The sequence below is a fragment of the Streptomyces sp. enrichment culture genome (assembly GCF_964272855.1).
Taxonomy (GTDB): domain Bacteria; phylum Actinomycetota; class Actinomycetes; order Streptomycetales; family Streptomycetaceae; genus Streptomyces.
The window spans coordinates 8,781,631-8,807,971 of the sequence record NZ_OZ186847.1 but is presented as its reverse complement, the minus strand read 5'-3'; the positions used below and the strand labels follow the sequence as shown (position 1 = coordinate 8,807,971).

The following is a 26,341-nucleotide window of genomic DNA, read 5'->3' as shown; positions in this document are numbered from 1 at the left end:
CGTTTCCCTCGTGCTCGGGTGGGTGGTGAAGGGACGGGTGCCGGTCAGCTCGTCATAGACCGACAGCGGACGGCGGCCCACCTCGATCCGGGTGGCCGCAGCCCGGTTCAGCAGGGCCTGCAGAGGCCCAGCCTCCGGGGCCGGCATGCGATGAGGCTGAACCGGGACGTCGCCGGTGGTGGTCCTGCGACCTTTGCCGGTGGGCAAGCCGTCCCAGTGCGTCTCCTCGACGACGCGGACACCGCGGCCGACGGCCCGCTGGTGCATGGGTCTCGCCACTGGCATCCGCGACGGTCGAGTGCAGCATGACCTGCGACTTCGTGGCCCGGACCTCGACCAGCTGGCGGGGGCGGACCTTGCGGGCGGGCACCGAGTAGAGGTTGCCGCCGAAGGCGACCAGGCAGTCCTTGCCCACCGGCCGCAGGTGGCGTTCGGCCACCAGATACGGGGTCGGCGGCAGCGGCTTGAGGGCCGCATGGTCGCGAGCCGCCCGCTCGCCGATGACCTCCCGGTGCGTCTTGTGGATCTGGGCCCGCCGCTGCGGCACCCAGGCGGCGAAGGCGGCGTCCATCTCCTCGGTGGAGGAGAAGGCCCGTCCGGACAGGACGTGGTCGCGGACGATAAGGACCTGCCGCTCGACGCGGCCTTTGCCGGTGGGGCGGTAGGCGGCCAGCACATCGATGTCGAAGTCGTAGTGGCCGGCGAAGCCGACCGCCTCCGGATGCAGCGGGACCGCCTCGCCCGGGGCGACGTGCCGGCGCACGACGGTCTTGGTGCGGTCGTAGACGATCGTCATCGGCACACCGCCGAAGTGGGCAAACGCTCGCCGATGGCATTCGAAGAAGGTCTGCAGGTCCTGGCTGGTGGTGAAGCAGCAGAACGGATCACGGGAGTACGACAGCGTCATGTGGAAGGAGTAGACCTTCGGGATGCCCATGTGGGCGAGGATCTTGCCCTCATCACCCCAGTCCACCTGGGCCTGGGCACCCGGAATCACCTCGAACCGGCGGTGCATGCCCGCCAGTTCCTTCGGGGTGATGCCGAGTTCCTCGGCGATCCGGGGCCGGGCTTCCTGAACGTAGAGCTTGACGCGCTGGTAGTTGCCGGTGAACCCGTACTCACCGACCAGCCGCTCGTGAATCACCGATGCTTTCAACAGGACCTCAGCCCGCAGCATCGAGTCGATCAGCGGCGCGAACTCGTCGATCTTCCTCGCGAGGGACCGCCCGTTCGCAGACCGGCAGGGTGGGGTCGCGGGGCCCGGCACGGAGAGGTACTTGCGGACCGTCTTGCGGTCCAGCCCCGTCTCTCTGGCGATCTCCGACAGGCTCATCGCCCCGGACTCCAACAGGCCACGAAAACGCCGCAGTTCCACCCAGCGATGCGGATCCAAGACCACCGCCAACCGCCCTTCGCCGCCCACACCGACCCAACCAGCAGCGTGCCGACCGACACTCCTCAGCGCATCAGAAACTGGCCGCGTTCACCAGTACGCGGGTGGGGATGTTCAGGTGTACGCCGACACTCGCCTCTGCGGATGCGGCCGTTGATCTGGTCGATCCGTTCCGGGATCGCCGCTTTGATGCCTCGCCTGCGCAGGTAGGAGCGGATCTTCGTCGACGAGTAACCCGCGCGGGCCGGGTCCTGGGCCGCCCGGGCCCGCACCGCGCGATGCGGATGCCGGCCATCACCGCCTCGAACTGGGTGCAGTCGTTGACGTTGCCCGCCGTGAGGGTGAAAGCCAGGGGCCGCCCATGCCCGTCGCAGGCGAGGTGGATCTTCGTGGTCAGCCCGCCACGGGACCGGCCGATCGCCTCACCCGGCCAGTCCTGCCCCCTTTTCGGGCCCCGGCCGCGTGCTGTGGGCCCGCGCGGTGGTCGAGTGGCCATCGATCTTCACGCAGTGCAGTCGCGAGGGTTTCGAGGCCTGTCGTTACATACGGACCAACGAGACCCTCGCTTCATGCACCCGGCCCCTTCGGTACCTACTCGTCCAGGGGTGTTCTGAGAGTCCCGCACAGCAGCCGCGGCGCCCGGCACGCCCAGGGCACACACCGGACACCGCGGGCACCGCACTGGATGTTCAGAACACCCCCTGGCTTCGCGACCGCGCGACTCGGGAGTGCCAGACGAGGAGGAGGGGTGGAAGGAGCAGTTCTACGCCGATGAACGCCGTGTGCAACGGGTGTGGGGCACCGACTGTGAGGAAGGACACCAGCCGCGCAAGTCCTCCCAGGAACACTGCGGCGAAGACGACCCGCAGTCCTGGGCCGTTGGTCTGGACCCGTCGGGCGAGTCCCAGCAGGACCAGGCCGAGCATCGACCAGACACCGGCGAAGAAGCGGTAGTTGCTGTCCACGGTGGTGCTCACCTCCGGATGGCCCGGCAACGCAGCGGGCCCGGCCACGACATCGAGCACGCCGGTACCCAGCACGAAGAGACCGAGCAGAACAAGAACCGTCTGCAGACTACGACGGAGGGACACGGCGGCGGCCTCCTTGAGATTGAAGGGTGGACGACCGGCGGGCCACGATCAGCGCCATGACGCCGATAACGATGAGTGCCCAACTGCCGGTGTAGGGGAAGTAGATGACGCTGAGCGACACCCCGAGGGCCAGCAGGTACCAGCCGACCTGGACGGGCAGGCGTTCCGTGGCCCGGAGCGTGTGGCGCGTGAGGGTGCCAAAAGCGAGCATGACCAGGCCTGCCGCCATGTACCAGACGGTGGCGTCACGCCGGTGGTAGTCCTCCCCGTTCGGGTCCACGACGGTGGCGAGGAACCCGTCCCCGGCAATCCCGGACCACTCGTTGCTCTGGACGAAGGCGTAAGCGATGTGAAGCACCGCCGTGGTGATCATCAATCGGGGCACCCAGGGAGCGAGACCGTTCATCCGTGTCCTTTCCGGTCGTCCGATGCATTCAGTCTGATCACGCAGCAGATGTGACGGGAAGAGCGGATCAATGCGACTGCGCGGGTGATTGATAGCCTGCGCTGCATGGGACGGGACGGGGCATCGCGACTGCAGCCGCACGATCCGGGACGTGGTGACGTCAGCTCCGATCCGAGCCTGCACCAGTTGCGTCTGCTGCTCGTGCTGTCGGAGGAACTGCATTTCGGTCGGGCGGCACGACGGCTCTTCATCAGTCAGCCCGCCTTCAGTCGGCAGATCCGAGCCCTCGAGGAGCATCTCGGCGTGACTCTTGTCGAGCGGTCCACGCGGCGGGTGGAACTGACGGCGGCGGGGGAGGCGCTGTTACCACGGGTGCAGGCTGTGGTGGAGGCCGCGGACAGCCTCCGTCAGGCAGCCGCGATGGAGGCCCACTCACTCTCAGGCCGTCTGGTGCTCGGCTCGTACATCACCGCACTTCCCATCATCAGGCTGGTCATGGAGCGCATGCGTGTGCGCCATCCCCGCCTGGAGATTCGCTTGCGGGAAGTCGACTTCGTCGAGCAGGCCGGAGCCCTTCTGGAGGGGCACGCCGACGCCGTTCTGTGCTATGAACCCATGCCCACCGGAATTCACACGCTTCAGCTGGCCTCCGAGCCGCAGGTCGTCTGTCTCCCCGAGAGTCATCCGCTCGCCGAGCGGGACAGTTTGACCCTCGCGGACCTCGCGGACCTGCCCGTCATCGGACTTTCCGAGCGGGTGCCCCGGCAGTGGCGCGACTTCTGGGCGGCGGACCCGCGCCCGGGCGGAACTCCCGTGCGATACACCGATCATGGTGCGACCACCTTCGAGTCCAGCATCTCTGCCGTCAGCTTGGGGCACGGCATCCGTTTCGTCTCCGACAGTTGCCGGGTGCTTTTCCCGCGTCCCGGCATCCGTTACGTCGACGTCGTCGACCTGCCTCCCTGTTCTGCCGCGCTCGCCTGGTCGGCCACGCGCCGCGACTCCCTGATGGTTACCGCACTCCGGCACGTCGTCCACAAGTTGGCAAGCGCCCCCGGTGCACTGCGAGCTCCTGCGCCGAACACCTTCTGGTGGGACACTCGCGGCGGATGAGGACGGGTTCCGGCTCGGCGGTGGCCTTTCCAGAGCCTCCATAACGGTGCCGGCCGACATACTCACCCACGACCAGGACCTGCTGGCCACCTATCCCGGACAGACGATCGCCGGCGACAAGGCCTAGGGGGTGTTTTGTCGATCATGCATCGAGCCAGATGAGTGTGATGGCCAGGGTGATGGCGGCGAGGTAGTGGCCGGGCTGTTTGTCGTAGCGGGTGGCGATGCCGCGCCACTGCTTGAGGCGGTGGAAGCAGCGTTCGACGACGTTGCGGCGCCGGTAGACGGCTCTGTCGAAGCCGCAGGGCCGTTCACGGCGCCGGCGTCGGCCCGCAAGCTGGTCGACGCGTTCGGGGATGGTCGCTTTGATTCCGCGTCTGCGCAGGTAGGCGCGGAAGGAGCGGGCCGAGTAGCCCTTGTCGGCCACCACCCGCCCGGGCCGGACACGGGGCCGTCCCGGTCCGGGCCGCGTGACACGGATCTTGTCGATGACCGTCTCGGCCTGGGTGCAGTCGTTGCGGGTGCCGGCCGTGACCGTGAAGGACAACGGCCGGCCCCGCCCGTCGCAGGCCAGGTGGACTTTGCTGGTCAGCCCGCCGCGGCAGCGTCCCAGCCCGCGCTCGTCGAGCCCCCTTTGGCCGCGGTGTGCTGATGGGCCCGCACGATCGTGGAGTCCAGCGCGACCAGCCAGTCCACCTCCGCCTGTCCCTGGGCCGCGGCCAGGAGCCGGTCGAAGGTTCCGTCGGCGAACCAGCGCGCGAAGCGGCCGTGCACGGTCTGCCAGGGACCGAACCGATCCGGCAGATCCCTCCAGGGCACACCGGTGCGGAACTTGAACACGATGCCTTCGAGGACCTGGCGGTGGTCTCGCCACCTGCCTCGGGCCCGGCCCGCTGGCGGCAGCAACGGCTCGATGACCGACCACGCGGCGTCAGATATCTCCCCATCCCTCACAGCCAGCCCAACGATCGGATGATCGGAAAGACACTGCCTAGGCGCACAGGCGGCCTGCTGTGGCGCCGCACGTTCCAGCACCACAGCAGGTCCTCTGGGAGCAGCTGCGCGAGGTGGCGGCCGACGCTCCCCGCGCGCTGCGCTGGGCGGAGCAGGCCGCCCCGGTCTGACCGAAGCGGCGTGGTCAACGAAGGCGCCCTTCAGGCTCTTCGGCTCCCGGCATCAGTACTTGGCCGACGGGCCCTCGGTCTCCTCGTCATGGAGCGGCTGGTGTCCCTCCACCAACTGATCGACTTCCTGAGGAACCCCATACAGCGCGTCCACAACCAGACCCCACGCCCGGTCCCGCAACTCCTCCGGCACCTCGTTCTCGATTTTCTCCGCAAGCCTGTCGATCTGGGAGTGGACGTCATACTCGGTGCCCGTGGTCGGTGCGGTCACCACTGCCCACACCAGTCGGCCCGCCCCGGCCGCCACTCGGCCTATGCTGCCGAGCACCGATCCCACATCCATCTGCGCTCCATCTCTCGGCGATTGGTGTCCTGCCGCAGCGAGAACTGCCTCAGTATGCGGGGCAGGCCACCAGCGTCTCTTCAGGCGGTGACCTGCCCCGCTCCGCAACAAAGCGGCGATCTTTCCTGCGGTGCAGGCCGAAGCAGGTCCTTGAGAGCCACGGCGACCTCGATCAACCACCCCATCAACACCACAACCAGCGCATAGGAACACTCAACCAACCTGATAACCACTCAGGCAGACTGACCACAGTTGACCAACGCTCACTCCATCTGACCAAGTGCCTGCTCAGCACGTAGCCCATGCCCTCATCTCCTCCGTCAGCCAGCCGCTGCGACCGGGACTCAAAGCGCTACCCCCACCAGACACCAAACTGATCAGCCCAGGCCAAACCACAACCTACTGATCAGAAAAACCACCCATGGACAGAACAGCTCGCTCGCCTCGGACTCGACTGGGCGAGGGCATGAAGTAGGCGCACGACACCGGATCAGGCTGGCTCCAGCGAGGTCGACGCGTCCGCCGCGCCAAAGCCGCCCCAGACCCCCGCAGCGTCCGGTTCCGCCTCGGCGATGTCCCCTTCGACGAGGCCGGCAACCTGGTCGAGGCCGACAACATCTTCCCCGAAACCCTCCCCGCGAACCCCAACCCGGTCCTGGCGGCCTTCTACGACTACTACCGCACCGAGCGCGGCTACCACCCCCGCCCGATCAACTCCACCACCGCGTGGACCGCCACCACCCCCATGGCCTTCTTCGCCTTCCCGCTGATGGCCAACCTGGACATGCTCGCCCCGCGCAAGGTTCTCCTCGTGGCCGGCGCCGACGCGCACTCTCTCTACTACTCCGAGGACGTCCACAAGACGGCCCCCGACACCGTCGACCTCGTGGTCGTCCCGGGCGCGGACCACGTCGACCTGTACGACCGCAGTGGACCTCATCCCCTTCGACACCCTGGACGAGTTCTTCACCAAGAACCTCGCCTGACCGCAAGCACTCCCCCCTCAGGCCGGTACCCCCTACCGGCCTGGCGGGGAGCCCTCGTGCCCGGAGCCGAGGCGGCAGGCAAACCGCCCAGCGGCAGCAGCCCGCACCTGCGCTGCCGCCTGTGCATCCGATGTCGTTATGGCACCCCGGCAGGAGCAGGACACACTCCGGGACCTGCTGCAGCGAGCCCTTTCCCAAGGTGCAACACCCCAGCCCTGAAGGCGCGGACGACGACCTCGACCAATCCTTCTTCGGACTCGCCCTCTGCCTGATCACCCAACGACACGTCCAACCCCTTTGTCAGGGCCAGTTAAGACGCCGTTTCTGACGGTGTGATCGCTCGTTGAGCCGTGCATGACGGATCTGGTGGAGCGGTTGGTGCCGGACGAGTTGTGGACGCTGTTTCGGCGGGTGGTCCCGCCGACGGAGGTCATACGCCCGCAGGGCGGCGGGCGACGGCGGGCTGGGGACCGCGAATGCCTCGCGGCGATCATTTTCGTGGCCACCTCCGGCTGCACGTGGCGGCAGCTGCCGCCGGTGTTCGGGCCGGCCTGGCCCACCGTCTACCGGCGCTTTGCCCAGTGGAGCCGGGACCGGGTGTGGGCCAGGCTGCACCGGGTCATCCTCGATGAACTCGGCGCGCGGGGTGAGCTGGACTGGTCGCGGTGCGCGATCGACTCCGTCAGCGTCCGGGCGGCAAAAGGGGGCTACTGACCGGACCAAATCCGACCGACCGCGGCAAGCCGGGATCGAAAATCCACCTGATCACCGACCGGAACGGCGTGCCGCTGTCGCTGGGCATCTCCGGCGCCAACATGCACGACAGCCTCGGCCTGGTACCGCTCGTGCGCGGGATCCCGCCCATCCGTTCCCGTCGCGGCCCGCGCCGCCGGCGTCCGGCCAAGCTCCATGCCGACAAGGGCTACGACTACGACCCCCTGCGGAAATGGCTTCGCGAGCGTGGCATCCGCCACCGCATCGCCCGCAAGGGCATCGAGTCGTCCACGCGGCTCGGCCGACACCGCTGGGTCGTCGAGAGAACGGTCTCCTGGCTGGCCGGATGCCGAAGGCTGCACCGGCGCTACGAGCGAAAGGCCGAGCACTTCCTGGCCTTCGTCGGCATCGCCGCAGCCCTCATCAGCTACCGACGACTCACCAACTGAAACGACCTCTTAAGCGGAGATGCTGCGTGGGGCCCGGGACTCTTGGTGCCTGCCTGCTCGAGAGTCCTCCTAAGCCGTGGAGCGGCAGGCCGTGACAGGACGCTGCCGCCTGTCCGGCGTGCCCTGGAAGAAGACCACCATCTCAAGGTGGTTAGCCAGCCTTCCAACTGGCAGAAGGCCGGGGTCAGGCCCCCTTGTTGAGGCGGTCGGTCACGTCGGCGCCTTGCGCTGGGCTGATCGAGCCGTTGGCGAGTGTCAGAGAGAAGGCGGCCGCCAAGGCCGGCTGATGGGTGTCGACGGCGGACTCGACGAGCACGGCGAAGTCGTCGATCGCCGAGCGCAAGCGCACCGCGGCCGTAGCGCACATTGCCGCGCCGATGAGCAGGGAAGGCCACCAGAGCGGGCCCAGCACCAGGTAGAGCAGGCCCCAGCCGGCCAGCGTCGTGGCTGCGGTGTAGGAATCAGCGGTCGCCTGGATCGGGGCCCGGACGTCCGGGGACAGCAGCAGCCACAGCCGCGGCCAGAGCAGGGCGGCGCGCAGCCCGTACTCGGCGTCCAGCCGCTCATCGATGAGCCTGACGCGGTCTGCGGCGGCCGTCGGACGGGCGGGCCGGTAGCGTTCCAGTCCGTCCGGGGCGCGGCGCCTGCGGCGCTCGGTGAGCCGGTTCGTCAGTGGGGTGAGCGGCCGCGGCCACGGCCCGAGCCACGCGCGGCCGACGAGGAACGCGGCGAACCGCGCCAGCAGCCCGAGGCCGGCAACGGCTAGCAGGACGAGGACTGCCAGGACGGCCGCGGCGTATGGTCTGCCGCCGTAGGACTTCAGGTAATTCTCGGCGTGGTCGGCGAGCAGCCGTTCATCGAGGGCGTGGTCGTGGGACAGCCAGGCCGCGCAGAGCACGGCCGCTCCGTAAAGCAGGCCGGGTAGCAACAGGAGCGACACCCACCGCTCGGCGAGCTTGGCGCCAAGGCCGTTGAGGAACGCGGTCATGCTTCGGCTTTCAGCGTCAGCCTGGTCCCGGAGATCCGGCAGACCGGCACCCTGCCGTCGTCGGCCCTGCCTTCCAACCGTCCGCAGCGGCTGGTCGGGCACCTGTAGATCCCAGCGGGGATCTTCGGCTGCGGTAGGCCGGGCAGGGCGGGTAATCCGGCGTCGCGGCGGGTCCCGGTCTCGAATCCGAGGGCCCGAAACGCCTCCGAGGCGGGCCCGCCTGCTGCGACGATCGCCGCCTGTGCGCGCAGCTCATCCAGCCAGCCGCCCACCGCTGCGGCATTTTCAAGTTCGGGCAGCAGTCTGCACCAGCGCGCGAGGTGCTCGGTCTCGTCGGGAACGGAAGACCGCGGAACGTGATTCATGTCACCATCTTGGGGTGTTGGGGCGGAACGATGAGCGGGATTCCGAATGATGCGATGGTTCGGGCAGCGTGCCGGGCGCGAAGTGGACGAACTGCAACGACGGGTCCTCGCTTGGGTCCAGCACGGCAACCCGGACCGGATCATGGGCCGCGGCGCCGAGCAGTGCGCCGCTCGGGTCCGTTCCGGGATCCACGAGGGCGTCGACCCGATGCACGCGCTTGGGGCGGTGGTCGCTCTGGCGTCCTGGCGGTGGCACCGGCACAGGTACCTCCTGATGGCGGCCGCTCTCACCGCCGACGAGGCCGCCCTCGGCGCGGTGGCGGAGGAACTCGGGCTCGCTGTCGACTACTTCCGGGTCATCCAGGCAACGGCGCCGGGGCTCGTCCCCGACGAAGTGCGGCACGCGCTTGAGCGCCGCGCCGCCGAGCAGCCTTCCCGGGAGGCCGTGGAACTGCTGAAAATCCTGCGGCCCGCTGCGCGGATCGTCGAGGGAATCGAGAACCAGCGCAGGACGAGCACGGAGTATCCCCGGGAGGTCCTGAAGCCGCTGCGGGCCGCAGCACGGATCGTCAAACAGCTCGACCGCGGGGGAATCGACCGTGTCGACGAGGCCGCCGACCTGCTCGAGCAGGCACTGGTCCTGCTGCCCGAGGAGCATCCGAGGTACCCGGCGGTCGCCAACATGCTCGCCACGGTCCTGGTGCGCCGCGGCGCGGTCCGGAGGTTCCCGGACGACCTCGACGCTGCCCTGAACCTCGCGGAGTCAGCCGCCGAGACCGGCGATCCAACCTTCGTCGCCACCCTCGCCGACGTGCTCCACACCCGGCACTCCGTCGGCGGCGACGACCGGGACCTGGACCGGGCCATCGACGTTCAGCGAACGCTTACGGACACCAATCCCGAGCAGCTCTTTACGCTCGCCCAATTTCTCCACACCCGGCTCGAACGAACGGGCAACGATGTTGACCTCGCCGAGGCCGAGGAACTCGCCGGACGGCTGGCCGACGTGGCGACCGGCCTGGAACGGGCCGACGCGCTCAACCTGCTCGGCGTGCTCGCGACCTACCGATACGAAACCACCTCCGACCGCGCCCACCTGGAGGCGGCCCTGGCACACCAGCGGAAGGCCCTCGCACTCGCCCGCAAGTCCGACAAGCACGTCGTCTACCTGACGAACCTGGCCTGGAACCTGCACAGGCTCTACCAGCTGTCCGACGACCCCGGCCTGCTCGTCGAGGCCGTCGCCCTGGCCCGCGACGCCGTCGCGCTCCCGCACCAGGGCGACCCCGGCGTCGACATGAGCCTCGCACAGCTGCTGTATGCCGAGCACGAACGGACAGGCGCGACCGGGCCGCTCGACGAGGCCATCCGGCTTGGCCGCGCTGCGCTGGGCGAGGGGCCGCAGACCGCATCCGACTGGGCCGGGCGGGCTGGTTCCCTCGGGCTGCTCCTGCACCGCCGATACCGGCTGACCGACCAGTCGGAGCTGCTGGAGGAGGCCGTCGTCTGGCTGCGCAGGGCCGTCGAAGACTCGCCTCTGCGCTCCGCGCGCCGCCTCAACCAGCTCAGCAATCTCGCCATGGTGCTTACCGACCTCCACCATCCGGACACGGACGAGGAGGCCGCCGGACTGCTGCAGGAGGCCCTCGAAACGAGCCCGGCCGACGGCGTCAACCGGTCCCTCCTGCTCTCCAACCTCGCGGGCGTGCTGGTGAGGCTCGGCCGGTACCGCGAGGCCGCCGATGCCGCCCGTGAAAGTCTGAGGCTCGCCCCCGAGAAGGGAGCCGGATGGGCGATGACCGCCGACAACCTGGCAGTCTCGTTGCAGCGCACCGGCGACCCCGCCGACCTGGAGGAGGCTATCCGGTGGGGCGAGGCTGCGATGACCGCTTCGCCGGCGGGCCATGTCGGGCATGGTTCGATCCGGTTCAACCAGGCGCTTCGTCTGGCCGAGCGGTCCGCCCCCCCCGATCTCACGGCCGCGTACATGCTGTGGCGGGAGGTAGCCGCCGACCCCGCCTCCTCCATCTACCTGCGGCTGGACTCCGCCCGGGCCTGGGCGCGCGAGTCGGCCGGCGAGCAACTCGGCGGCAGCGAAGCTCTGGACGCCTACGCCGCGTACATGGAGTTACTGCCGCGCCGCGTATGGCGCGGGTTGCGGCGTTCTGACGCGGAGGCGCTGATCGCCCGCCTGCCCGGTCTGACCTGCGACGCTGCCGCCAACGCCCTGGCCGCTGGGCGTCCCCGCCTTGCCGTGGAGTATCTGGAGCAGGGCCGCGTCCTGCTGTGGAGCCGACTGCTGGAAGGCCAAAGCGACCTGGCCGGACTCAGCTCCGCCTGGCCCACGCTCGCGGCCCGCTTCGCCGAGCTGCGCGCCGCGCTCGACGCCGAGCCCGGCGGGGTCAAGGACCCGCTCGGCGCGGATCGGCGGCTGGCGCTGGCCCGCGAGTTCGAGGACCTCATCGAACAGATCCGCGGGCTGCCCGGGCAGTCCCGTTTCCTCCGGCCCGCGGGCATCGAACGGGTGGGTGACGAGGGCCCCGTCGTGCTGCTGAACGTCAGCCGGTGGCGATGCGACGCCCTGATCATCGAACGCGACGAGATCCGCACCGTGCCCCTGCCGGACCTCACCGACAACGAGGTCGCACGCTGGGCCGACGAGCACCTGGAGTCGATGAAGGCGCTTGATGCGGCCTCCGGCGACCCGCTCGTGGTGATCAACGCGGAGCGCCGGCTGGCGGCTCTGCTGCGCCGACTCTCCGAGACCGTCACCGGTCCGGTTCTCGACTCCTTCCCCGAACGCCCGCGCCGGATCTGGTGGTGCCCGACCGGCCCGCTGACCATGCTGCCGCTGCACGCCGCGTCCGGCGACACCGTCTGTTCGATCTTGCCCTCGCTCCGAGCCCTGGCACAGGCCCGCAAGACGCCCCCCGCAACCCCTGGTGACCTGCTGATCATCGCAGTGCCAAAAGCCCCGAACGCTGACCCGCTGCCCAACGTCGACGCCGAGCAAGAGTTCCTAACCGGAGTGTTCCCCGACTACACACTGCTCCGCAACGCCCGCCGCGAGTCGGCACGCCACGCCCTCAGCCGCCACATGCGGGTTCACTTCGCCTGCCACGCCACACAGAACCTCGTCTCTCCGTCCGAGGCAGGGTTCGTGCTCCAGGACGGGCTGCTGTCGCTGACCGATCTGCTGGCTCAGCCACCGTCCCACGGAGAGCTCGCCGTCCTCAGCGCCTGCAAGACCGCGACGGGCGGCATCGCCCATCTTGACGAGGCGATCACCCTCGCCAACGCCCTCCACCACACCGGCTGGCGACACGTCGTCGCCACCCAGTTCTCCGTCTGGGATGACGCGGCCGCCCGGTTCACCGAACTCCTTTATCCGCTGTTGTCGGAGCACGCTGACCCGGCCGAGGCCGTCCACGCAGCCGTCCGGATCCTCCGCGACGCCCACCCGAACAGCCCGTCCCGTTGGGCCCCCTATGTGCACACCGGTCCTTGACGGTCTGGCCGTGACGGGCACAAGGACTCGCTCGGTGTTACTGGCCCCGACAAAGGCGTTGGACGTGTCGGTGGGTGATCGGGCAGACGGCGAGTCCGAGGAAGGCTTCGTGGATGTCGTCGCTTCTCTCCCAGCGGATCCGCAGGCGGCGGAAGCCGTGCAGCCAGGAGATCGTCCGCTCGGCGACCCAGCGGAAGGCGCTCAGGCCGGTGCCGTGCGGTTGGCTCAGCTTCAGCGGTTGCTGCGGAGGCGGTGGTGGCCGCGGCGGACTCTGAGCACGAGGCCCGGTTCAGCCGTCGATGCCGACCTGGCTGGGGAATCGGTTGGTGGGATGGAACTGGCTGAAGGCCCAGCGGATCGCGCAGGGCTCGTACGGCCGTGCTCTCGGTGTCGGTGGGCCAGTTCGGATCGTGGTGGCGGGCGGTGTCGAAGTCCTCGTTTGCGTCTAGCAGCTCGAGGGCTTGGGCGACGGTGGTGATGGCGGACGGGTAGTCGGTCACGAGGCCGGCGAGGGTGCTGGGGTCGGGGGCGGGCAGGACCGTGGAGCGGTACGGGGGGTCGTTGGTGACCAGGGCGCCCAGGACGGCGACGGCCAGGGCCCAGGCCCCCTCGCACGCGGTGCGGTGGTCGGGGTCAGGGCGAGAGCGGCCTCCGCGGCGTCGCCGTGGTGGTGGGAGCCGATCACGGTTTCGGCGGTGACACTCGCCGCCCGAGGTTGAGAGTCCGCCGGCCGGTGAGCCGGGCGGATCCGCTCGGCTGGGAAGCGGGGCAGCGGGATGGACCGTGAGCGAGGCGTGCCTGACCGTCCTGCGAGCCCGCCAGCTGGACACAGACAAACGCAGGAGGCGAACGCGAGATGCACGGCCTTGCCCGAATACGACAGGCCATCGCGAACACGAAGCAGGTGACCAGCTCACCGGCCAGGCCTACACCTACGTCGCCGAGGTCAACCTCCGCCTCGGCCCCGACCGGTGGGACTGCGGGATGAACGCGTGTACCGGTTCCACTTTGCGTGAGATCACCAGGTATGGGGTGGCGGCCCCGGGTAGCCCATGGGGCGGGCGACCGCCAACGGCTGACGAGCAGGACCCGGCCCCGTTTGCGATGTCAGGAACTCCAGGATCAGCACAGCGCTGACGCCTCAGTCGGACACCGGTGCGACAGGAATGTCGTGCCGTGCCTGCTCGGTTGCGGCGGCTCTCCGGCGTCTGATCAGCAGCATCGTCACACCTGCCACCACCAGTGCCGATGATGCGGCCGCGAACACGCCCATGCCGCGTTTCTGTTCCACCAGATGGTCGAGGTCCTGTTCGGCGTAATCCGCCCTGTCGAAGGCCTCCTGAAGTAGTTCGGCCGACCTCTTGGAGTCGTTTTCCTCCACACGGATGCTGTCCTGGTAAACCCGTTCGGAGGCGTTGAGGTAGTAGTCGATGCGTTGCCGAGTCTCGTTCACCCGCTTGAGCAGATACACGGTCTGTGCCGAAGTGAGAACACCCAGGGTGGTGAGGAGGATTCCCCAGACGAGGAGCTTTTTCATGCCGAATCGATCCTCATTGGAGTCCGAGGCGTGGACGCGAGGTGGTCACGCAACAAGGCGTGCCGGAACTCGTACACGGGTCCGACCCGGCGCAACAGGCCGCGCTTATGGGCATCGGCCAGGAACGACATCACTGACCAGGGAAGTCGCCGGGTCAGCGGCAGCCATGTCCTGCTCAGAAGTACCCACTGCCACCAGGCACAGACAGCAAAGCCGCTCAGGGCCCTCACGGCCCTGCCGACTGCGAGCCCGCCCGAACAGCAGCCTGCAAACAGCATCACGGTCAAGGTTCCCTCGGCGGCCCCGTCAACGCGCACGTTGGTGATCAGGCCGCCGGCCAGCGTGCCGAGCAGCACGGCGACGGTCAACGCGGCACCGAAACCGACGGCTAGGGCGATGGTGCATCCGAGCGTCATAGCCATCCCCGTAGGGACACGCGAGGCCGAGGCCACGGCGGTTGCCAGCCCCGCTGCACCACCTGCCAGTAGGCCGAGGCGGAGCCCGATCGCCCGATCCGCTCGTAGAACCTGGAGCGGACTGATCATTCGGGGGATTCTGCCCTCGCTGCTCATGCCGCTCGTCGCACCGACCGCTCCCCCAGCCATGGCGCCGATCAGGGGTGCGCCGACCAGCCAGGCCACTGAGCCGGTCGTCATCCCGACGATGAGGCCCAGGGCCGCGCCCACCATGGCCTGCTCGAGCACCCGCGGTCCCAGCTGCATCAGCAGTCGGCGCGTGCCGGATCCAGGGCGGCTGGACCGCAGCCGGTTCCAGCCGAGCGCGTGCCTCGGTCCGGGTCCCTGAGTCGGCAACCCGGCGGCCAGGCCGAAAGCGAGTCCGAACCCGCACGCCATCCACCACCGCCAGGCGATGGCCGCCAAACCGGCTGCGACAGCGCCCACGATTGCAACCCGGACCGGCTGGGGTACGGCGTCGCGAAGCCTCCACCAGCAGATGTCGTGCGTGTCACCGTTCCGGCGCAACTGCCGGGCGAGGAAGGCCAGCCATGCACGTGCCTGTTCCCAATGCCACCTCGCGGGCTCGATGCCCGGCGCTAACGGACCCTGCGGATAGGCGCGGACGATGAGACCCTCGAGGAGGTGTGCACGCAAACGGTCGACGGCCTCGTCGAACGCGGCAGGCTCCGGGCCTGTGGCCCGGCCGGGGTCAGAGTGTTCCGCCGAGGATTCGTCGCCGATGGCGACGAGGTCCCGCAAGGAACGACCGTTAGATACCGGTTCGCCGACGTCAGGCGGGTCCTGTGGCTGGTACAGCTCTCGCACCAGGCTGACCATCAGTGGACTGGTCATGACATGTGCCAAAGGTGAATGCCTGCCCAACTCCCGCTTCACGAGAGACCAGTGGTGTTCGGCGGGCCATGAGGACACCGACCGGTGGGAACCGCCGATCAGGAAATCTATTGCCTTTTCACTGGGGAGTGGTTGCAGTTCGATCCGCGCGACACCCGACATGGTGTGGGCGACGTTCACCGCATGCCTACGATATTCGGCGCTGCGGCAGGTGACCACCAGCGACCTTCCTTCGTCCATCTCCTTGGCGATGGCCCTGGCGGCAACGCCGCGCAGGGCTTCGGGAACCTCGTCGAGCCCGTCGAGGACGGGCGTGATCATTTTTTTGGCCAGCATTGCGATCACCGGCCGTGCGCCATACCTGCGAGGAGGCTTCAAGAACGGGTAGTCCTCGGTTATCCGTTGCTCCAACCAGGTGTCGAAGGAGTCCTTGTCCGGACGCCACGAGGACAGGGCCAAGATAACGGGAACCGGCTCCGTCAGGCGCCACTCTTCGAGCAAACCAAGGCTGAGCAGCATCGCCAACGCGCTTTTGCCCGATCCCGGCTCACCGGTTACCACCAACTGCCGGGAGGGAGCGCGCTGGAAGAGGTCCGCGATGTCGCGGACGTCACCGCACACGTCAGGAGGAACCAGGTCAGCACGACCGTCTTCAGCGGCCGCTTCGTCTCCAGGCCAGTGACACACTCGATACCCGACGTTCAGCTCGGCCGGTCCGCGGAGGCCGAGTACTTTCGCGTCGTTTGCGCAGCGCGTGTGCACCTGCGTGGCCAGGCTTCTTACATCCCCTTCCAGCTCTGATCCCTGCCCGGGGTGAACACAAAACCGCTGCTGGTTGCCGTTGCCGACCTGCACGACGGTCGGGCCGTGGAAGGTGTTCCCATGCGCGCCGCCACCCGTCGTGCTGATCTCAGAACGGGTCATGCCTGGGGTCCGAAGCGGACATCCTGCCGGTTGTGGTTGCCGGCCTGCACGGCGGTCGGGCCGTGGAAGGTGTTGCCCGACACCAGCCCGCCCCCATCAGTGGCCGAGGGCGCGGTCTGATCCAGCAACTGCTGCAGTTCGGCGGCGGCCTGGGCCCGCTGCTCATCGTCGCCCAAGCCTTCCAGCAGGGCCTCGATGCGGGTCTGCCACACGGCCTCCTGTCGTGTCCTGACCCGCTCGGCGTTGCCGGTCTCGGCGGCAGCGAGATCGGCCGCGCTTAGCTCCAGCCGCTCGAGCTCCCCGCGCTCGCGCACCGCATCGCCGCGGCCGAACCACCACGCCAGTCGGCCGCGCAACCCTTCCCACGCATCGCTTCCCGCCGCTTGCACCACAGCGGCGCCCCCCGCTGCGGCCAGTGCCGTCAACGCCTCAGGCAGCATCTCGTCCACCATGCTGTAGCTCATTACTTGCCCACAGGTCCGAAACCGTACTGGCCTACCGGCAGGTACACTGTGTATTTGGCCGATATACAAGCAGCCACGACCGTGAAGTTCCTGTCTGCGCCCGCTCGACGAGCGGACACCAACCTGCCGCGAACTCTTGCCGATAACCCAGCCCAGCGAACAGCGCCCCGGCCAGCAACAGGTACACGGTGACGCGTGCCGGCACCAGCCAGACCCGCTGCTGGACCGCTTTGGTCGCCGCCAGGGTTGGGGGCGTCGTGCTCCGCACCATAGACCCGGCCGTTCAGCTGCTCATCGCCGTTCATCCGCACGAGCCTTGCAGCCGCCACCGACAACGCGGGCTTGCCCAGGGCCGCCTTGGGCTTGCCCGCGTGGTCGGTCGCCGCGGCTTGCCCGGGCCAGGTGCAGAAGCGGGAGAGCCAGCCGCCGAGCCGGTCGACTTCCTTCTCCGTGTTTTCACGCGCCTTCTCGGGGCTGACGAGCGAGGTCTTCGGGTCTGGGGCTCCACGCCGGATCTTCAGCACGGACAGGCCGCGGGCGAGGTCGTCGGCGACGCTGAGTCCGTGAGTCGTTGTGTCGTCTAGAGATCAGGCAGCGGGCCGCTGCCTCAACGAGTCGTTGTGCTCGGCGTGAGGCAGATGATTCGAGCTGGCTGGGCGCGCCCGAGGTACTCCCAGCCCGGCCCTCCTTGCCGAACATTCACGCGGAGATGGGGCACCTCGCAGAACACGAGGTCCACATCTCCCCGTTCACCGGACCAAGGACATCCTCAACGACAGCGACGCCGTACACGAGCTGACCGCGCGGTCGCCGACTTCTTGATACTCCGTCCATGCCCTGGAATTCTTGATCACACCAGCGTGGTCGTCCGCCTGCTGGCCGAACGCGCGCCGCCCTTCTTGGATGGCGTGGTCGATCTGCTCCTCGCCGGCATCGCGGCGCAGGGCCATCAGTCCGAGTGACGCACCGCACGTACTCGGCGCAGGCAAGCAGGCGCGCTGCTGCTGTGCGGATCCACGGGCGGCTCGGCGAGGTGTTGTCGGGCCGTCGCGCAGAGGTGTTCGCCTGGTCGCGCTCGTGGCGGTGTTCGCCGGGACCGGGTTCGCGCGGCGTTCGGGGCCGCGGCCCGCTCACCCGCCGCCCTAGTCACGGGCCGGGCGTGCCCCCGAGCCGGGAGAGCCCCGTCAGCAGCCGGTGCGCCTCCAGCGCGAGGTGGATCTCGCTCGCACCCACCGGGTCGGACGGGGAACGCCCCGTCAGCTCCTGCACCCGGCGCAGTCGGAAGGTCACGGTGTTGCGGTGGCAGTACATTCGGGCCGCAGTCTCGGTGGCTGACCCGCCACAGGTGAACCACCAGGCCAGCGTCTCCAGGAGCCGGTCTCTTTCGTGGGCGGGAAGTTCCAGGACCGGGCCCAGCACCTGCTGTACGGCGTGCTCGGCCGAGTCGGGGGCGCTCACCACCATCAGCCGAACCGGCGAGTCTCCGTACGAGGCCACCGCGTGGGAGCCGGGTTCGACGCAGGCGCAGGCGAGCCGGGCCTGACGGAAGGCAGTCGGCGCGTGCTCCAGGCCCTGGAAGAGAGCGCTCATCCCCACCCGTCCGATGCCGCGCCGGCCGAGGAGTTCCCTTGCCTGGGTGACCCCCGTCGGTGACCGCAGTGAGAGCAGCCCCACCTGGGCGTCGTCCTCCGAACGCCACACCGACCAGACGCCGAGCGGCCGCAGGGAGCGCTCCAGGTCGTGCAGCACGTCCTCATCCGGGTGGGCCCCGGCGCCCAGCTCAATGCTCACCACCGCGAAGGTCCCCCGCTGCGGCAGCCGCAGGGCGTCGGCGCACTCCCACAGGTGCATACCCCCCTCCAGCTGGCCCTCGAGGAGCGCGGCCAGCAGCAGGCTTGTGATCTGCCGGTCCCGGTGGGCTCTTTCCGACATGGTGTCGCGGTGCGCCTCGGTCACGGCGTCGGCGAAGGCGTCGCTGACCGTCCAGACCGCCGTGGCGGCGTCGGGGACCTCCCTGACGACGGTGTCTCCCGCCTCCGCCAGGACGCACTCCCAGAGGAACCGCCCGGCGACCCGGTAGGCGTGCGTCACCGCCGACAGCGGGATCCCGCGCTCGGCCTTGAAGCGGCCGGTGTCCTGCGGCACACGTAGGTCCAGGGTGTCCCTGCCCAACTGGGTGACCATGGCGTGCAGGTTCTCCGCGCACGCCGCACGCAACTGGTCGTACCCCACCTGCCCGTGGTCGCGATAGGCGTCCTCCTCCCTCGTGATCCGGTCGGCGAGCCGGTCTGCGAGGCGGTCGATCCCGGGCAGCAGCCCATCGGTCAGCCGACGCACGCCGTTGTGCTGCGAGGTGACGGTCAAGTTGGCTCCCGCGGCGAAGGGGGCGGGACGCCCCAGCGGACTGTTCCGCAGGCTGACCCGCCCGGTTGGATCGTCGGCCGGACCCCCGGGCCACGGGCAGCCTAACCCGGCGAACGGCCGCGGCGGAGGCCCCTCCGGAAAGTGACGGCCGAAGCCTCAACGGTGCGGACCTCCGCCACGGGCGCGGGCACCGTGCGGCACCCGGCAGGTAGCCGGGTGCCGCACGGTGCCGTCCGGATCACCGGGGTCGGGCCGCCGCCGAGACACCGCGGATGAGATCCGCGGCCCGTTCCGCGATCATGATGGTGGGTGCGTTGGTGTTGCCGCGGACCACGGTGGGCATCACCGAGGCGTCGGCCACCCGCAGCCCGCTCACGCCGTGCACGCGCAGCTCGGGGTCGACCACCGGGCCGATCGCGCAGGTGCTGGTGGGGTGGTACAGGGTGTGCAGGACCCGCCGGGCGTAGGCGAGCAGGTCGGCGTCGCTGTCACCGGACGGGACCAGGAAGTCCGCGCGGTGGTGCGCTTGCAGGGCGGGCCGGCCGGTGATGTCGAGCATCAGCCGCAGCGCGCGGATGGCGGTGGCCCGGTCTTCCTCGGTGGCCAGGTAGTTGTGCAGGATGCGCGGTTTGGCGCTGGGCAGGGCCGAGCGCAGCGTGACCCTGCCGCGGCTGGTCGGCGCCAGCAGCACCGCTCCGATGTGGAAGGCATGGTCGGTGGCCGCGCCCAGGCCCTCTTGGTGGAACATGGCGGGCACGGCGTGGATCTGCACATCCGGGGCGTCCAGGCCGTCGGTAGTGCGGAAGAAGCCGCCGCCCTCGCCCACGTTGGAGGTGAGCGGGCCACGCCCCTCCTCCTCCAGCAGCCGTATGTTGTCGGGGCTTTGCGCGGTCAGCAGGGACTCGGTGTCGGTGAGGTGGATGACGGGCAGGTGGGGATGGTCCTGGAGGTTTGTGCCCACCGGCAGATCCACCCGAGGGGTGATGCCGTGGGCGGCCAGCTCATCGGCGATGCCGATGCCCGAGAGCATCAGTAGCTGCGGCGAGTTGTAAGCCCCGGCGGCCAGCACCACCTCGCGTTGGCACCGCAACTCCTCCGGGGCGCCGTCGCGGTCCACCTCGATGCCCACGGCCCGGCCCTGGTCGAACAGGATTTTGGTGCACTGGGTGGCGGTGCGCACGTGCAGGTTCGGCCGGTCCAGGGCGGGGCGCAGGTAGGCGGCGGCGGTGCTGCAGCGCAGGCCGTTGCGCTGGGTGAGCTCGTAGTAGCCGACGCCGTCCTGCTCGGGGCCGTTGAAGTCGGCATTGAACGGGTGTCCGGCCTGCTGGGCGGCTGATACGAACGCGTCGATGAGAGGGTTTCGGGAGCGTCCGGGGTTGACCGGGAGCGGGCCGCCCGCACCGTGCCAGGTGGAGGCGCCGGCGTGGTGGTCTTCCGCGCGCAGGAAATAGGGCAGGACCTCCTCCCAGCCCCAGCCCTTCGCCCCGGCCGCGGCCCAGGCGTCGTAGTCGTGGCGGTTGCCGCGGATGTAGATCATGGCGTTCATCGAGGAGGAGCCGCCGAGCATCCGCCCACGCGGCAGGTAGCAGCGGCGCTCGGCCAGACCCGGCTCGGGTTCGCTGAGGTAGTCCCAGTCGTACTTGGTGCGAAACAGCGCCGAGAACGCCGCCGGGATGTGGATCTCCTGCGCGTCGTCGGTCGGGCCCGCCTCCACCAGCAGTACCCGTACATCCGGATCCTCACTGAGCCGGGCGGCAAGCACACAACCCGCCGAGCCCGCACCCACAATGATGTAGTCGTACATGGGTCGTCCCCTCTCAGTCGCCGCACCGGCGGCCCCGCAGTGCTGCCGGGCCGCCGGTGCGGAGCCGATGTCGGTCAGTGCTGGATCGCCTTGGTCTCCAGGAACTCCTCGAATCCCGCGCGCCCGGCCTCGCGGCCCACGCCCGACTGCTTGTAGCCGCCGAAGGGGGCCAGCGGGTTGAAGGCCCCGCCGTTCACGTCGACCATCCCGGCACGGATGCGGCGGGCGACGGCCTCCGCCCGCTCGGGGTCGCCCGACCAGACGGCCCCGGCCAGACCGTAGGGTGTGTCGTTGGCGATGGCGACGGCCTCCTCCTCGGTGTCGTACGGGAGGATCGACAGCACGGGCCCGAAGATCTCCTCCCGGGCGATGGTCATGTCGTTGCTGACGTCGGTGAAGACGGTGGGCGCAACGAAGTAGCCGGGCCCGTCGTGCGGCGTGTCGGGTCCGCCCGTCAAAAGCGTGGCTCCCTCGGCGACCCCGGCCGCGATGTAGTCGCGCACCCGCTTGACCTGGGTGTCGGAAACCATGGGACCGATCTGGGTCCCCTCGTCCAGCGGGTCGCCCACCCGGTAGCCGCTCGCCACCTCGGCGGCGATCCGCCCGGCCTCGGCCAGCCTGTCGCGCGGCACGATCATGCGGGTGAGGGCGATACAGGTCTGCCCGGAGTTGAGGAAGCATTTGGCGACGCCGTCGGTGACCGCCTCCTGCAGGTCGGCGTCGTCGAGGATGACGTTGGGCGACTTGCCGCCGAGTTCGAGTGCCACCTTCTTCACCGTCTCCGCCGCCAGCGCCGCCACCCGGCGTCCGGCGCGGGTGGAGCCGGTGAACGAAACCATCGCCACATCCGGGTGGGACACCAGCGCCTCGCCGACGACCGGCCCGTACCCGGTCACGACGTTGAGCACCCCCGCGGGCAGCCCCGCCGACTCGGCGACCTCCGCCAGCAGCAGGGCGGACAGCGGGGCGACCTCCGAGGGCTTCAGGACGACGGTACAGCCCGCGGCGAGCGAGAGCGCCACCTTCAGCGAGACCTGGTGCAACGGGAAGTTCCACGGCGTGATGCACCCGACCACGCCGACCGGCTCACGCACGACGTGGGAGTTCCCGACCTCCTCCGGCCCGAAGTCGAAACCGGCCGCCAGCTCGGCCGCGTGGCCGAAGGTGAAGATGGGCAGCCCGGACTGGAGCACCCGGCTCTCCTGCAAGGGAGTGCCGACCTCCCGCGTCACCAGCCTCGCGATCTCCTCGGCCCGCTCCTCCAGCGCCAGGTGGATCCGCCGCAGGTGGTCGGCGCGCTCCTGCGGGGAGGTGCGCGACCACTCCTCAAAGGCCCGGCTCGCCGCGCACACCGCCCGGTCCACATCCGCGGGTGTGCCGGCCGGTACCGAGCCGATCACCTGCTCGTCGGCGGGGTTGACCACCTCGATCACGTCGGTGCTCTCCGGCGGGACCCACTCCCCGCCGACAAAGTGCTTGGTGTACGTCGTCATGGCCAGGTGCTCCTTGGTAAACGGGGCGTATTTCCGGCAGTGTGCGCGGGCCCTCACGGCAGGGTCGATGGAGCGGCGAAGCCAGATCGGCCCGGCTCGTTGTGCACGCGCACAGCGCACGCATGGCACCGGCCGCCGACCGGCGACCTCCCCGGTGGGGGATCTTCGGCGTTCTCCAAGCGGGTCCAAGGAAGTCCTATCGCCTCAAAGCGGCGCGGGGAACTGCGCGACCAGCCAGGATGGACCCGCAGGTGACTGCCGGGCTTCCACCGGAGCGCTGGAGCGAGGATTCCGCGGGCCGTTCAGGCTTCTCCCTGCACCGGCCGGCTGAGGAGGACGTATGGCTGCATACCGCAGCCGTGCTGTGTGGGGGTGCGGTGGTCAGGCCATGGCTCCCCCGTTACCTTTTTCGTGGTTCCGCAATGGGGCTACCGGCCTTCGGGTCCGGCATGACTTCCCCCCCCTTGTTGTTCATGATCCGGGGGGTGGTGTCACCGGGCCCGGAGGCATCGACGGACCGCTGATGAGGGGCTTGAGCACCGGCTTCACCCGAGCCGGACGAGCTCTCCGTAACGTGGATGTGGCAGCTCGGTGCCCCGGCAAGGCCGGACGAAAGCGTGATAAAGGGGCCTGCACGTGATCGACACCGGCGACATCGACGTCTTCCTCGGCCTGGACGTCGGCAAGGGCGAACACCACGCCACCGCCGTCACACCGGCCGGGAAGAAGGCCTTCGACAAGCGCCTGCCCAACACCGAACCCAAGCCCCGCGAGCTGTTCGCGAAACTCCAGGCCAAGCACGGAACGGTGCTGGTCGTGGTCGACCAGCCGGCCTCGATCGGTGCCCTGCCGCTGGCCGTCGCCAGGGACATGGGCTGCCCGGTCGCCTACCTGCCGGGCCTGACGATGCGCCGGATCGCCGACCTCTATCCCGGCGAGGCCAAGACCGACGCGAAGGACGCGTTCATCATCGCCGACGCGGCCCGCGCGATGCCCCGCACCTGCGGGCGATCGACGGCGAAGACGAGACGATCGCCGAGCTGGAGGTGATCGTCGGCTTCGACGACGACCTGGCCGGTGAAGCGACCCGCGTCGCCAACCGGCTCCACGGCCTGCTGACGCAGATCCATCCGTCGCTGGAGCGGGTGCTGGGGCCACGGTTGCAGCACCCGGCTGTCCTGGCCCTGCTGGAACGGTTCGGGTCGCCGGCCCAGATCCGCAAGGCCGGACGGCGGCGACTGGTCACTCTGTTACGGCCGAAGGCCCCACGGATGGCCGAGCGGCTGGTCGAGGACATCTTCGCCGCGCTGGACGAGCAGACCGTCACCGTTCCGGGCACGGAGGCGGCCGCGCTGATCGTCCCGAGCCTGGCCAGCTCGCTGACGGCCGTCATTGACCAGCGCAAACGGCTGGCTGGGCGGATCAAGGAACTCCTGGAGGCTCACCCTCTTTCCAAAGTCCTGACGTCCATGCCGGGAGTCGGCGTCAGGACCGGAGCCGGCATCTTGATCGAGATCGGCGACGGCAGCACCTTCCCGACCGCCGGCCACCTGGCCGCCTATGCCGGTCTCGCCCCGGCCACCCGGAACTCGGGCTCCTCGATCCGCGGCGAACGGCCTTCCCGGAGGGGAAACAAGCAGCTCAAGAGGGCCCTCTTCCTCTCCGCGTTCGCCGCCCTGGGCGACCCTGCATCGCGGGCCTACTACGACAGGAAGACCGCCCGGGGAAAGCACCACACCCAGGCCCTGCTCTGCCTCGCCAGACGCCGGGCCGACGTCCTCTTCGCGATGCTCCGCGACGGAACCTTCTACGAACCGCAGCCCGTTCGGGCTGTCGCTCCGCAGACCTAGACCATGGTCAGGAGGTGATCCGTCGGTCCGTAGTCGATCTTCCAGTCGGCATAGACCCCGCAGAACCCATCCTTGATGCACCGCAGACCCACGGTCACCCAGCGGACCGAGCCGTCGGCGCCGAGCGAGAACGCGACCGCGGCCTCGAACTCCTCGCTCCCGCACGGGCAGCCGGCCGCACCGGGCTCGTCGTCCTCCCAGGACTCCTCGTTCCAGTACTCCTCGCTGTCCGCGATGAACGCACGGCTGCCGCAGCCCGAACACTCTCGTTCCGCGCCGCACGTGTTGACCAGCACGAAGAACACACGACCGCCGCACCCCTCGCAGACGGAAGGAGCGATCTTCACCGGGCGGCCGTCGACCGCCTCCCGCAGAAACACCGCGAGCTCCGCGGGGACACCCTCGCCAACCTGATCATCAGCATGCACGGACACATCGTTCCAGACGCCCTGAACCCACACCCGACCAACTTGACCAAAGGCATAGGGGCACCCCCCGCCCCCCGAGATGAGCGGCGGACCGTCCGTCGGCGAGTCGTCTCCCGGATGCCCAAAATTGCTCTGGTCCGGCCGCTCCGCTGGGTCATCCTGAAGCGGCTCCGGCACACTGTCAGCGCATCGTCCCACCTGGTATTGCAGGGGCTACTTCCGCCGCGGCATGCGGCGACGTCCCAACGTGCGTCGTCCTGCAAGGCAGTCACCCTGCGACTTCTGGGGGGAGTCGATCCAGCCCCGTAGTATCGGCGGACCAGTTGGAGACCACCACGTGAACGCCACCCGACGGGGGAACGGCATGACCGAAGTCGACTCTCCCGGCCCGGAAAGGACGGTCTCCATGGCCCGCGCCCGGCTGGCCCTGACCCTGGTCAACCTCTCCCTCAGATCAGATTTCGGCTCCCGCCGCACACCTGACCGGGTGATCGACAGGCTCCTCGCCAAGGCCGGGCAGGCGGACGGGGACGAGGAGTTCGCAGAGGACTTCCGCTTTCTGCTCGGCCACTGGTCCCGGGCCGAGAACCTCACCCCGCTCGGCTGGCGCTCGGCACAGGACCACGTGAGCCGGCACCTGGCCACCCGGGCCAGAACCCGACGCCTGATCGCCGAACACCCCGAGATCGAGCGAGAGCCGATCGAGAGACCGGTGTTCGTCGTGGGGCTGCCGCGCACGGCCACGACCGTCACCCACTACATACTGTCCCTTTCAGCCGACCACCGCTGCCCACTGCTGTGGGAACTGCTCACCCCCGACCTGGAACTGCCCCCGCGCCACCGCCGCAAGGCGATCGCGGAGGCCCGCCGCATGGAGAACGGCTCCAACCGCCTGGTCCCGCGCTTCCGGGACATCCATCCCATGATCGCGGAAGCCCCCGAGGAGTGCACGTTCGTCCTCCCGCACGCCCTGATGCCGCTGGGCCAGGCCCGGATACCCGAGTACCAGGCCTGGCATTTCCAGCGGGACTTCCTCCCCGACTACCGCTACCTCAAGCAGATCTTCCAGGTGCTCCAGTACGGCCGCCCGCGCCGCCGCTGGATCCTGAAGTCCCCCATGCACCTCGCGAACCTCGACGTCCTGCGCACCGTCTTCCCCGACGCCACCCTCGTATGGACCCATCGCGACCCGATCACCGCCATGGCGTCCTTGTGCAGCCTGGTGGAAACCGGCATGGGAATCAGCGTGAACCCTGTCGACCCTCACGCCATCGGCGCCACGTGGCTGGAACTGATGAGCCGAAGCATGAGCCGCGCGCTGGAGGCCCGCAGAGCCATCCCCCCGGACGCTTTGGTGGACGTTCCCTACTCCTGGCTCGGCACCGCCCCGCACACCGGGGCCCCGAAGCTCTACGAGGCCATCGGTGCCCACTGGACCGACTCCCTGGCATCCCGGTTGGCCGGCGTGGTGGCCCGCCCGGCCGGCACCCGCCCCCACACCTACGACCTGACCCGCTACGGCCTCACCCGAACAGACGTCGAGAACGCCTTCGCGGACTACAACGCCCTCCGCTCGGACGTCGACCGCCGGTGACACACCCGGCGCCCACATGCTCCACCCGTCAGGCCTCCCGCCGCCGCTTCACCAGGACGAGGCGGGAGCGCGGTAGGTGATGATCGCTTGCCG

General features: G+C 69.2%; 21 protein-coding genes and 3 pseudogenes. 5 read left to right on the top strand and 19 right to left on the bottom strand.

Annotation, left to right across the window (positions count from 1 at the left end; all coding sequences use genetic code 11):
* Positions 1 to 52: 52 nt before the first annotated feature.
* The 4 genes and pseudogenes from istA to ACSU6L_RS39575 all read right to left on the bottom strand — a co-directional run bounded on the left by istA (position 53) and on the right by ACSU6L_RS39575 (position 2,890).
* Positions 53 to 1,423 (bottom strand): IS21 family transposase, encoded by a 1,371-nt coding sequence (istA, locus tag ACSU6L_RS39590; RefSeq protein ID WP_437064480.1) that lies wholly within the window; start codon positions 1,421 to 1,423, stop codon positions 53 to 55.
* Between the two features lie 294 nt (positions 1,424 to 1,717).
* Positions 1,718 to 1,817, bottom strand: a pseudogene (locus tag ACSU6L_RS39585) (IS5/IS1182 family transposase); the annotation flags it as partial.
* A gap of 265 nt (positions 1,818 to 2,082) precedes the next feature.
* Complete coding sequence (locus tag ACSU6L_RS39580) at positions 2,083 to 2,484, bottom strand: DUF4345 domain-containing protein (protein ID WP_437064479.1); 402 nt, start codon at positions 2,482 to 2,484, stop codon at positions 2,083 to 2,085.
* On the bottom strand, positions 2,468 to 2,890 hold the full coding sequence (locus ACSU6L_RS39575) for a DUF6463 family protein (protein ID WP_437064478.1): 423 nt from the start codon (positions 2,888 to 2,890) through the stop codon (positions 2,468 to 2,470). Before ACSU6L_RS39575 ends, ACSU6L_RS39580 begins: the two co-directional genes overlap by 17 nt.
* Before the next feature lie 105 nt (positions 2,891 to 2,995).
* On the opposite strand from ACSU6L_RS39575, the gene ACSU6L_RS39570 reads away from it, so the two are divergent.
* Entirely contained in the window at positions 2,996 to 4,003 is a 1,008-nt protein-coding gene (locus tag ACSU6L_RS39570) for a LysR family transcriptional regulator (protein ID WP_437064477.1), read from the top strand.
* Between the two features lie 142 nt (positions 4,004 to 4,145).
* On the opposite strand, the gene ACSU6L_RS39565 is transcribed toward ACSU6L_RS39570, so the two are convergent.
* From ACSU6L_RS39565 to ACSU6L_RS39555, 3 genes are all read right to left on the bottom strand, one after another.
* A protein-coding gene (locus ACSU6L_RS39565) for an IS5 family transposase (protein WP_437064476.1) occupies positions 4,146 to 4,957 on the bottom strand; the annotation gives its coding sequence in 2 pieces (ribosomal slippage) (positions 4,146 to 4,645 and positions 4,645 to 4,957; 813 coding nt in all).
* 222 nt (positions 4,958 to 5,179) lie between these two features.
* On the bottom strand, positions 5,180 to 5,470 hold the full coding sequence (locus tag ACSU6L_RS39560; protein WP_437064475.1) for a hypothetical protein: 291 nt from the start codon (positions 5,468 to 5,470) through the stop codon (positions 5,180 to 5,182).
* A 490-nt stretch (positions 5,471 to 5,960) separates the two neighbouring features.
* Positions 5,961 to 6,443 (bottom strand): hypothetical protein, encoded by a 483-nt coding sequence (locus ACSU6L_RS39555; protein ID WP_437064474.1) that lies wholly within the window; start codon positions 6,441 to 6,443, stop codon positions 5,961 to 5,963.
* A gap of 367 nt (positions 6,444 to 6,810) precedes the next feature.
* On the opposite strand from ACSU6L_RS39555, the gene ACSU6L_RS39550 reads away from it, so the two are divergent.
* Positions 6,811 to 7,619 (top strand): IS5 family transposase gene (locus ACSU6L_RS39550; RefSeq protein ID WP_437064473.1). Its coding sequence is split into 2 segments (ribosomal slippage): positions 6,811 to 7,158 and positions 7,161 to 7,619, totalling 807 coding nucleotides; the frame shifts between segments, so codons are not numbered across the junction.
* A gap of 184 nt (positions 7,620 to 7,803) precedes the next feature.
* Here the strand turns inward: ACSU6L_RS39550 and ACSU6L_RS39545 are convergent.
* Positions 7,804 to 8,607, bottom strand: coding sequence for a hypothetical protein (locus ACSU6L_RS39545; protein WP_437064472.1), 804 nt, complete (start codon positions 8,605 to 8,607; stop codon positions 7,804 to 7,806).
* Positions 8,604 to 8,972, bottom strand: coding sequence for a hypothetical protein (locus ACSU6L_RS39540; RefSeq protein WP_437064471.1), 369 nt, complete (start codon positions 8,970 to 8,972; stop codon positions 8,604 to 8,606). The genes ACSU6L_RS39545 and ACSU6L_RS39540 overlap by 4 nt, the downstream gene beginning before the upstream one ends.
* 46 nt (positions 8,973 to 9,018) lie before the next feature.
* On the opposite strand from ACSU6L_RS39540, the gene ACSU6L_RS39535 reads away from it, so the two are divergent.
* Complete coding sequence (locus ACSU6L_RS39535; RefSeq protein WP_437064470.1) at positions 9,019 to 12,480, top strand: CHAT domain-containing protein; 3,462 nt, start codon at positions 9,019 to 9,021, stop codon at positions 12,478 to 12,480.
* A 37-nt stretch (positions 12,481 to 12,517) separates the two neighbouring features.
* On the opposite strand, the pseudogene ACSU6L_RS39530 reads toward ACSU6L_RS39535, so the two are convergent.
* The 9 genes and pseudogenes from ACSU6L_RS39530 to ACSU6L_RS39490 form a co-directional block, all read right to left on the bottom strand.
* Positions 12,518 to 12,697 (bottom strand): annotated as a pseudogene (locus ACSU6L_RS39530) (transposase); the annotation flags it as partial.
* 924 nt (positions 12,698 to 13,621) lie between these two features.
* The gene (locus tag ACSU6L_RS39525; protein ID WP_437064469.1) at positions 13,622 to 14,017 is read right to left on the bottom strand and encodes a hypothetical protein; all 396 of its coding nucleotides are present in this window, start codon (positions 14,015 to 14,017) and stop codon (positions 13,622 to 13,624) included.
* On the bottom strand, positions 14,014 to 16,251 hold the full coding sequence (locus ACSU6L_RS39520) for an NACHT domain-containing protein (protein WP_437064468.1): 2,238 nt from the start codon (positions 16,249 to 16,251) through the stop codon (positions 14,014 to 14,016). The genes ACSU6L_RS39525 and ACSU6L_RS39520 overlap by 4 nt, the downstream gene beginning before the upstream one ends.
* A complete protein-coding gene (locus tag ACSU6L_RS39515) occupies positions 16,248 to 16,703 on the bottom strand; it encodes a hypothetical protein (protein ID WP_437064467.1) in 456 nt (151 codons plus the stop codon). The genes ACSU6L_RS39520 and ACSU6L_RS39515 overlap by 4 nt, the downstream gene beginning before the upstream one ends.
* A gap of 11 nt (positions 16,704 to 16,714) precedes the next feature.
* Positions 16,715 to 17,239, bottom strand: a complete 525-nt coding sequence (locus tag ACSU6L_RS39510; RefSeq protein WP_437064466.1) for a hypothetical protein — start codon at positions 17,237 to 17,239, stop codon at positions 16,715 to 16,717.
* Positions 17,240 to 17,464: 225 nt separating this feature from the next.
* On the bottom strand, positions 17,465 to 17,665 hold the full coding sequence (locus ACSU6L_RS39505) for a hypothetical protein (protein ID WP_437064465.1): 201 nt from the start codon (positions 17,663 to 17,665) through the stop codon (positions 17,465 to 17,467).
* 196 nt (positions 17,666 to 17,861) lie between these two features.
* A complete protein-coding gene (locus tag ACSU6L_RS39500; RefSeq protein ID WP_437064464.1) occupies positions 17,862 to 19,079 on the bottom strand; it encodes a PucR family transcriptional regulator in 1,218 nt (405 codons plus the stop codon).
* 238 nt (positions 19,080 to 19,317) lie between these two features.
* Positions 19,318 to 20,883 (bottom strand): GMC family oxidoreductase, encoded by a 1,566-nt coding sequence (locus ACSU6L_RS39495; protein ID WP_437064463.1) that lies wholly within the window; start codon positions 20,881 to 20,883, stop codon positions 19,318 to 19,320.
* Between the two features lie 74 nt (positions 20,884 to 20,957).
* The gene (locus ACSU6L_RS39490; RefSeq protein WP_437064462.1) at positions 20,958 to 22,376 is read right to left on the bottom strand and encodes an aldehyde dehydrogenase family protein; all 1,419 of its coding nucleotides are present in this window, start codon (positions 22,374 to 22,376) and stop codon (positions 20,958 to 20,960) included.
* A 639-nt stretch (positions 22,377 to 23,015) separates the two neighbouring features.
* On the opposite strand from ACSU6L_RS39490, the pseudogene ACSU6L_RS39485 reads away from it, so the two are divergent.
* Positions 23,016 to 24,226: pseudogene (locus ACSU6L_RS39485) on the top strand (IS110 family transposase).
* Here the strand turns inward: ACSU6L_RS39485 and ACSU6L_RS39480 are convergent.
* Positions 24,223 to 24,654, bottom strand: coding sequence for a hypothetical protein (locus ACSU6L_RS39480; protein ID WP_437064461.1), 432 nt, complete (start codon positions 24,652 to 24,654; stop codon positions 24,223 to 24,225). The pseudogene ACSU6L_RS39485 and the gene ACSU6L_RS39480 overlap by 4 nt on opposite strands.
* A gap of 406 nt (positions 24,655 to 25,060) precedes the next feature.
* On the opposite strand from ACSU6L_RS39480, the gene ACSU6L_RS39475 reads away from it, so the two are divergent.
* Entirely contained in the window at positions 25,061 to 26,248 is a 1,188-nt protein-coding gene (locus tag ACSU6L_RS39475; RefSeq protein WP_437065220.1) for a sulfotransferase family protein, read from the top strand.
* Positions 26,249 to 26,341: the final 93 nt, after the last annotated feature.

Excerpts from the sequence above, each read along its gene's own strand:
- ACSU6L_RS39575 (WP_437064478.1), bottom strand. The coding sequence starts at position 2,890 with ATGAACGGTCTCGCTCCCTGGGTGCCCCGATTGATGATCACCACGGCG.
- ACSU6L_RS39525 (WP_437064469.1), bottom strand. The coding sequence starts at position 14,017 with ATGAAAAAGCTCCTCGTCTGGGGAATCCTCCTCACCACCCTGGGTGTT.
- ACSU6L_RS39475 (WP_437065220.1), top strand. The coding sequence starts at position 25,061 with ATGGCCCGCGCCCGGCTGGCCCTGACCCTGGTCAACCTCTCCCTCAGA.
- ACSU6L_RS39490 (WP_437064462.1), bottom strand. The coding sequence starts at position 22,376 with ATGACGACGTACACCAAGCACTTTGTCGGCGGGGAGTGGGTCCCGCCG.
- ACSU6L_RS39495 (WP_437064463.1), bottom strand. The coding sequence starts at position 20,883 with ATGTACGACTACATCATTGTGGGTGCGGGCTCGGCGGGTTGTGTGCTT.
- ACSU6L_RS39515 (WP_437064467.1), bottom strand. The coding sequence starts at position 16,703 with ATGGTGGACGAGATGCTGCCTGAGGCGTTGACGGCACTGGCCGCAGCG.
- ACSU6L_RS39570 (WP_437064477.1), top strand. The coding sequence starts at position 2,996 with ATGGGACGGGACGGGGCATCGCGACTGCAGCCGCACGATCCGGGACGT.
- ACSU6L_RS39560 (WP_437064475.1), bottom strand. The coding sequence starts at position 5,470 with ATGGATGTGGGATCGGTGCTCGGCAGCATAGGCCGAGTGGCGGCCGGG.
- ACSU6L_RS39540 (WP_437064471.1), bottom strand. The coding sequence starts at position 8,972 with ATGAATCACGTTCCGCGGTCTTCCGTTCCCGACGAGACCGAGCACCTC.
- ACSU6L_RS39535 (WP_437064470.1), top strand. The coding sequence starts at position 9,019 with ATGATGCGATGGTTCGGGCAGCGTGCCGGGCGCGAAGTGGACGAACTG.
- ACSU6L_RS39520 (WP_437064468.1), bottom strand. The coding sequence starts at position 16,251 with ATGACCCGTTCTGAGATCAGCACGACGGGTGGCGGCGCGCATGGGAAC.
- ACSU6L_RS39545 (WP_437064472.1), bottom strand. The coding sequence starts at position 8,607 with ATGACCGCGTTCCTCAACGGCCTTGGCGCCAAGCTCGCCGAGCGGTGG.
- ACSU6L_RS39505 (WP_437064465.1), bottom strand. The coding sequence starts at position 17,665 with ATGGCCCTGCGCCGCGATGCCGGCGAGGAGCAGATCGACCACGCCATC.